Annotated in this window: 6 protein-coding genes; 1 reads left to right on the top strand and 5 read right to left on the bottom strand. The window is 62.2% G+C overall.

Going from position 1 to position 5,861, the window contains the following annotated elements; translation table 11 throughout:
* Window positions 1-48 precede the first annotated feature (48 nt).
* From VJV58_RS00755 to VJV58_RS00775, 5 genes are all read right to left on the bottom strand, one after another.
* Window positions 49-768, bottom strand: a complete 720-nt coding sequence (locus tag VJV58_RS00755; protein ID WP_324135396.1) for an ABC transporter ATP-binding protein — start codon at window positions 766-768, stop codon at window positions 49-51.
* Complete coding sequence (locus VJV58_RS00760) at window positions 761-1,528, bottom strand: ABC transporter ATP-binding protein (protein ID WP_324135397.1); 768 nt, start codon at window positions 1,526-1,528, stop codon at window positions 761-763. The genes VJV58_RS00755 and VJV58_RS00760 overlap by 8 nt, the downstream gene beginning before the upstream one ends.
* A complete protein-coding gene (locus tag VJV58_RS00765) occupies window positions 1,521-2,468 on the bottom strand; it encodes a branched-chain amino acid ABC transporter permease (protein ID WP_324135398.1) in 948 nt (315 codons plus the stop codon). The genes VJV58_RS00760 and VJV58_RS00765 overlap by 8 nt, the downstream gene beginning before the upstream one ends.
* A complete protein-coding gene (locus VJV58_RS00770; RefSeq protein ID WP_324135399.1) occupies window positions 2,465-3,382 on the bottom strand; it encodes a branched-chain amino acid ABC transporter permease in 918 nt (305 codons plus the stop codon). Before VJV58_RS00770 ends, VJV58_RS00765 begins: the two co-directional genes overlap by 4 nt.
* A 91-nt stretch (window positions 3,383-3,473) precedes the next feature.
* Window positions 3,474-4,646, bottom strand: a complete 1,173-nt coding sequence (locus VJV58_RS00775; protein ID WP_324135400.1) for an ABC transporter substrate-binding protein — start codon at window positions 4,644-4,646, stop codon at window positions 3,474-3,476.
* A gap of 315 nt (window positions 4,647-4,961) precedes the next feature.
* Between VJV58_RS00775 and VJV58_RS00780 the strand changes: the two genes are divergently transcribed.
* Window positions 4,962-5,861, top strand: a 900-nt coding sequence (locus VJV58_RS00780) for an NAD(P)/FAD-dependent oxidoreductase (RefSeq protein WP_324135401.1), incomplete at its 3' end; no start/stop codon positions are given.

Raw genomic sequence — 5,861 nt, forward strand, 5'->3', positions numbered from 1 at the left:
TGATCCCGGCGGTCATCTTCGGCCTGGCCATCGCGTTAAGCTCCCTTGCTAGACATGCAGATACTTGTCGCGCAGCCCGGGCTCCGCCGCCAGCGCCGCGCTGCTGCCGGTCCAGACCACGCGGCCCTTTTCCACCACCACATGCCGGTCGGCCAGCCGCATCACGGCCGACAGGTTCTTGTCGATCAGCAGGATCGCCTGGCCTTCCGCCTTCAGCGTCGCCAGCACGGCCCAGATCTCGGCGCGGATCAGCGGCGCCAGCCCCTCGGTCGCCTCGTCCAGGACCAGCAGCCTGGGGTTGGTCATCAGCGCCCGGCCGATCGCCAGCATCTGCTGCTCGCCGCCCGATAATGTATTTCCCATGTTGTTTCCGCGCTCCGCGAGGCGCGGAAAGAGCGCGTGAATTTTCTCGATGGTCCAGGGATCGGGGCTGCCTGCCCGATTGGCGGAAGCCGCGACGAGATTTTCGCGCACCGTCAAGTTTGGAAATATCTGGCGACCTTCGGGCACCAGGCCGATTCCGAGTTGCGCAATCCGGAACGAAGGAAATCTTCGGACCTCCTGCCCGGCAAAACGGATCGCCCCCGCGCGCGCCGGCGTCAGCCCCAGGATCGAGCGGATGGTCGTGGTTTTTCCCATGCCATTGCGGCCCATCATGGCCACCATTTCGCCTGACCCGACCGACAGCGAAAGCCCAAACAGCACCTGGCTCAGTCCATAACAGGTTTCGATACTTTCGATTTCGAGCAGAGACATCGGCTCAGCCATGGCGGGTCACCGCGTGCTGATCGCCGAGGTAGGCCCGCTTCACCTCTTCATTCCCGCGGATATGGGCCGGCGTGCCCGACGCGATCACGCGTCCATAGACCAGAACGCTGATGCGGTCGGCGAGCGCGAACACCGCGTCCATGTCGTGCTCGACCAGCACGATGGAGACTTCGCGCCGCAATTCCTGCAGCAGCCTGACCATGCGCGCGGACTCGGTCACGCCAAGGCCGGCCATCGGTTCGTCCAGCAACAACAACTGCGGCTTCGTCGCAAGCGCCACCGCAAGTTCGAGCTCACGCTGCTCCCCATGACTCAGCCGCGACACCAGCACGTTGGCGCGAGAGCCGAGGCCGACACGATCGAGTGCGGCCTGCGCGGCTTGGCGCAAATGCGGCACCTTGCGCGCATTGCCCCAGAAGTGAAAGGAGTGGCCGTCATGCGCTTGCGCCGCCAGCGCGACGTTATCAGCCGCGGTGAAGTCCAGCAGCAACGAGGTGATCTGAAACGAGCGCGCCAGCCCGAGCGCGCTGCGGCGGTACGCCGGGACCCAGGTGATGTCGCGGCCGGCCAATCGAATGCTGCCGGCGTTCGGAAGCAGTTGCCCGGTCAGCTGGCTGATCAGCGTCGTCTTGCCGGCGCCGTTCGGCCCGATGATCGCGTGCAACTCTCCCTCGGCGACATCAAGCGAGACCTGATCGGTCGCAACGATGCCGCCGAACCGGCGCACCAGTTTCTCGACGCGCAGCAAGGGTTCAGCCATGACGCAGCCTCCCCAGCAATCCGTCGATGCCGCCGCGCCCGAACAGCACGATCAGCAGCAGAAGCGGCCCCATGATTAGCGCCCAATATTCCGTCACCTGCGACAGGAACTCTTCCAGCACCAGATAGATGATCGCGCCGATCACCGGCCCGAACAGCGAGCCCATGCCGCCGAGGATGACCATCACCATAAGGTCGCCGGAGCGGGTCCAGTACATCACCGCGGGACTGACGAAGTCGGTGTTATTGGCCAACAGCGCGCCTGTCAGGCCGCACAGGGTGCCCGAGATCACAAAGCAGACAAGCCGGTAACGCGTGGCCGGGAATCCGATCGCCTGCATGCGCGCCTCATTGGAGCGCAAGCCCTGCACCACCATGCCGAAACGCGAATTGACAATCCGCCATATCAGGTAGAGCCCGCCGAACAGGCAAGCGAGGCAGAGGTAATAGAACTGTACGCGGTTTGACAGATTGATGAGGCCGCCGAAATCGCTGCGCTTGTAAATGGTCAGGCCATCGTCCCCACCGTAACGGGCAAGCCCCGATGCGATGTAATAGGCCATCTGCGCAAAGGCGAGCGTGATCATGATGAAGTAGACCCCGCGCGTGCGCAACGACAGCGCGCCGATCACCAGTGCAAACACTGCCGACGCGAGCAGCGCGACCGGCCATTGAATGAACCCGGAGCCGATCCCTTCGGCCGCGAGAATGCCGACCGCATAGCCGCCGATGCCGAGATAAGCTGCGTGACCGAAGCTCATCATGCCGCCGTAGCCCATGATCAGATTGAGGCTTGCCGCAGCCAGGGCAAATATCACGATCCGCGTGAACAGCGTCAGCGCGAACCCGTTCCCGCTCAGCGAAGTATAGATCGGAAGCACCAGCAGGCCGACCACGACCAGCGCTGCCACGACGTGCCGAGGGTCGAGCCACCCCTTCATCGCCGGTTGGCCGGAAACAGCCCCTCCGGTCGCACCACCAGAACAATCGCCATCACGAGATAGATCAGCATCGAGGAGAGCGCGGGCGCGGCGGTCGACGCGGCGGTTGAACTCAGGATTTGCCGCAAGAGATCAGGCAAGAACGCCCGGCCCAAGGTATCGATCATGCCGACAAAGATCGCCGCCAGGAATGCGCCGCGGATCGAGCCGATGCCGCCGATCACGATGATGACAAAAGCCAGGATGAGGATGTTTTCGCCCATCCCGATCTGAACCGTGAGGATGGGCGCCTGCATCAGACCGGCGAGGCCGGCTAACGCGGCTCCAAGCCCGAACACAAGTGTGTAGAGCAGCTTGATATTGATCCCCAGCGCGCCGATCATTTCCCGGTTCGACGCGCCGGCGCGGATCAGCATGCCCAGCCGGGTTCGCATTACGACCACATAGAGCATCAGCGCCACCACCAGCGCGACCACGATGATCGCCAGCCGGTAAGCCGGATAATAAATGCCGGGGAGGATCGCGATCGGCACCGTGAGCCACGGTGGCAGTGGAAGCGCGAGCCCCGCCGGACCCCAGATCAGGCGCACCGCATCATTGAAAAACAGGATGAGCCCGAACGTCGCAAGCACGTGATCGAGGTGATCGCGGCCGTAGAGATGCCGTAGAGCCACGAACTCCAGGACGATACCGAGCAGCAATGTTGCGCCCAGCGCCAGCACCACGCCGATGATGAAATTGCCGGTCCACGCGACGAAGCTCGCGGCGAAATAGGCGCCCATCATGTAGAGCGAGCCATGCGCCAGGTTGACGAAATCCATGATCCCGAACACCAGCGTCAACCCCGCCGCCAACAGAAATAGCAGCAAGCCGAACTGCAATCCGTTCAGGAACTGTTCGACGACAAGCAGCATGGGCGCTTTGAATGGACCGAAGAATCCCGCCTAAAGGCAAACAGCGGCGGCGCGTGAGCACCGCCGCCCTGTAGTAGACAGCCGCAGAAAATCACTTCATCGGGCACTTATCGTGGAAGCGATCCTGATCGTCCTTCACAATGGTCGCGACTGTTTTCAGCGAGAGCTGGCCTTCCGCATCCTTGACCACGTCCTGCAGGTAAAAATTCTGGATCGGGATATGGTTGTTGCCGTATTTGAAGCCGCCGCGCAGCGACTTGAAATTCGCCTTCTCCATCTCGGCTTTCATCGCATCCTTCTTGCTGGTGTCGCCCTTCACCGCCACCACCGCGCTGTTGATCAATTGCGCGGCGTCATACGATTGAGCGCCGTAGTAAGTCGGACGCAGGCCGGGATATTTCTTGCGATAGTCCGCGACGAACTTCTTGTTTTGCTCGTTAGGCAGGTCGTTCACCCATTCCTGCGCGCCGGGAATGCCGAGCGCGTTGTCTTTCTGCAGCGGCAGCGACAGCTCGTCGATGGTAAAGGCGGTGTAGAGCGGGATCTGCTGCTTCAGCCCGGCCTGCACATATTGATTGAGGAACTGCACCCCGGCAGCGCCCGGATAGAACACGAAAATCGACTCCGCCTTTGAGGCCCGCGCCTTCGAGAGCTCCGCCGAAAAATCGAGCTGGCTTGGCCAGACCGTATATTCCTCGCCCAGCACCTGGCCCTTAAAGGTGCTCTTGACGCCGGCCAGCATGTCCTTACCGGCGGCGTAGTTCGGGCCGATCAGGAACACCGACTTGACGCCCTTCTGGTTCATGTAGAGGCCCATGGCCGCGGGTGTCTGGTCGTTCTGCCAGGATGTCGAGAACACATACGGCGAGCACAATTCACCTGCGAGCTGCGACGGTCCGGCGTTGGCGGTGATCAGGAAAGTCTGCGCGTCCACTGCGGTCTTGAGCGATGCCAGCAGCACGTTCGACCAGATATATCCCGCGACGAAGTCGACCTTGTCCGATTGGATCAGCTTCTCGGTTTTCTGCTTGCCGATATCTGGCTTCTGCTGATCGTCTTCGTAGATCACCTCGACGGGCTTGCCGCCCATCTTCCGGCCCAAGTGGTCAAGCGCCAACTCGAACGAATTGCGCATGTCATTGCCGATCACGGCGGTCGGGCCGCTGAACGTGCTGACAAATCCGATCTTGATGGAATCCGCCGCGCTGGCGGAACTTGCTAAAGCCAGGGCGGTTGCGCCCGCCAGCCAGAATGCAGCTCTCATAGTCGATTTCCTCCTCGTTCATTTGCTTGCGCCCGCGCCGACCTGTCCCGTTTGGCGCGGTAGGCTTCCTTGCCAGGCTCTATTTGGATTGCCCTATTTTGTGCGCGAGATGGCAGGTCAGCGGCAAGCATGAACCGCCGGCTCCTGCGTAGAACCTTTGGCGCAATGCCTCGCTAAATGCACCATAATTCGCGTCCGCGGCCCATGGCAAGAAATATAGTTCAGGTTGGGAATTCGTCTGCGCGGACTATGCTTGCACCGTGAGGGCTGACCAAGCCACAGCGAAATCAACGATCAACACACAAAGGCCGCGACATGACGACCGACTCGCGCCAACCAGAACCGCATCGCGTGGTGATCGTCGGCGCCGGATTCGGCGGGCTTGAGACCACCTACCGGCTTGCGGGCGCGCCGGTAAAGATCACGCTGATCGATCGGCGCAACCATCATCTATTCCAGCCACTGCTTTATCAGGTCGCGACCGCTTCGTTGGCAACGTCCGAGATCGCCTGGCCAATCCGCTATTTGTTGCGCGGGCGCTCAGAGGTCACGACACTGTTTGCCACCGTGAGCGGCGTCGACGCGCAAGGAAAGCGCGTGCAACTCGAGGACGGTGGCACCCTTCCCTATGACACCCTCGTTCTCGCCACCGGCGCTCGCCACGCTTACTTCGGGCATGATGAGTGGGAGCCGTTCGCACCCGGCCTCAAGACGCTTGAGGACGCCACCACCTTGCGGCGGCGAATTCTGGTGGCGTTCGAACGCGCCGAACGCGAGACCGATTCGGACCGCCGCGCTGCTCTGCTCACCTTCGTCATCATCGGCGCTGGGCCAACCGGGGTCGAGCTGGCCGGCACCATAGCCGAATTGGCGCGCGACACGCTGCCGCCTGATTTCCGCAACATCGACACGCACACCGCGCGAGTGGTGCTGATCGAGGCTGGCCCACGCGTGCTGGCGGGATTCCCGGAAGATCTTTCAGCCTATGCGCAGCGCTCGTTGGAAAGTCTCGGCGTCGAGATCGTGTTGGGCAAACCCGTCACCGAATGCAACACGGAGGGCGTTGTCTACGACGGCAGTACCCTGAAATCCAAGACCCTGATCTGGGCTGCCGGCGTCCGCGCGTCGCGCGCGGCCGAATGGCTGGGAGCACCGGCCGATCGAGCAGTCCGACTGAAAGTGCTGCCCGATCTCACCGTGCCCGGCCACCCCGAA

Source organism: Bradyrhizobium sp. (assembly GCF_035273305.1).
Lineage (GTDB): Bacteria > Pseudomonadota > Alphaproteobacteria > Rhizobiales > Xanthobacteraceae > Bradyrhizobium.

Coding starts and splice junctions, on each gene's coding strand:
- VJV58_RS00755 (WP_324135396.1), bottom strand. CDS start 768: ATGGCTGAGCCGATGTCTCTGCTCGAAATCGAAAGTATCGAAACCTGT.
- VJV58_RS00760 (WP_324135397.1), bottom strand. CDS start 1,528: ATGGCTGAACCCTTGCTGCGCGTCGAGAAACTGGTGCGCCGGTTCGGC.
- VJV58_RS00765 (WP_324135398.1), bottom strand. CDS start 2,468: ATGAAGGGGTGGCTCGACCCTCGGCACGTCGTGGCAGCGCTGGTCGTG.
- VJV58_RS00770 (WP_324135399.1), bottom strand. CDS start 3,382: ATGCTGCTTGTCGTCGAACAGTTCCTGAACGGATTGCAGTTCGGCTTG.
- VJV58_RS00775 (WP_324135400.1), bottom strand. CDS start 4,646: ATGAGAGCTGCATTCTGGCTGGCGGGCGCAACCGCCCTGGCTTTAGCA.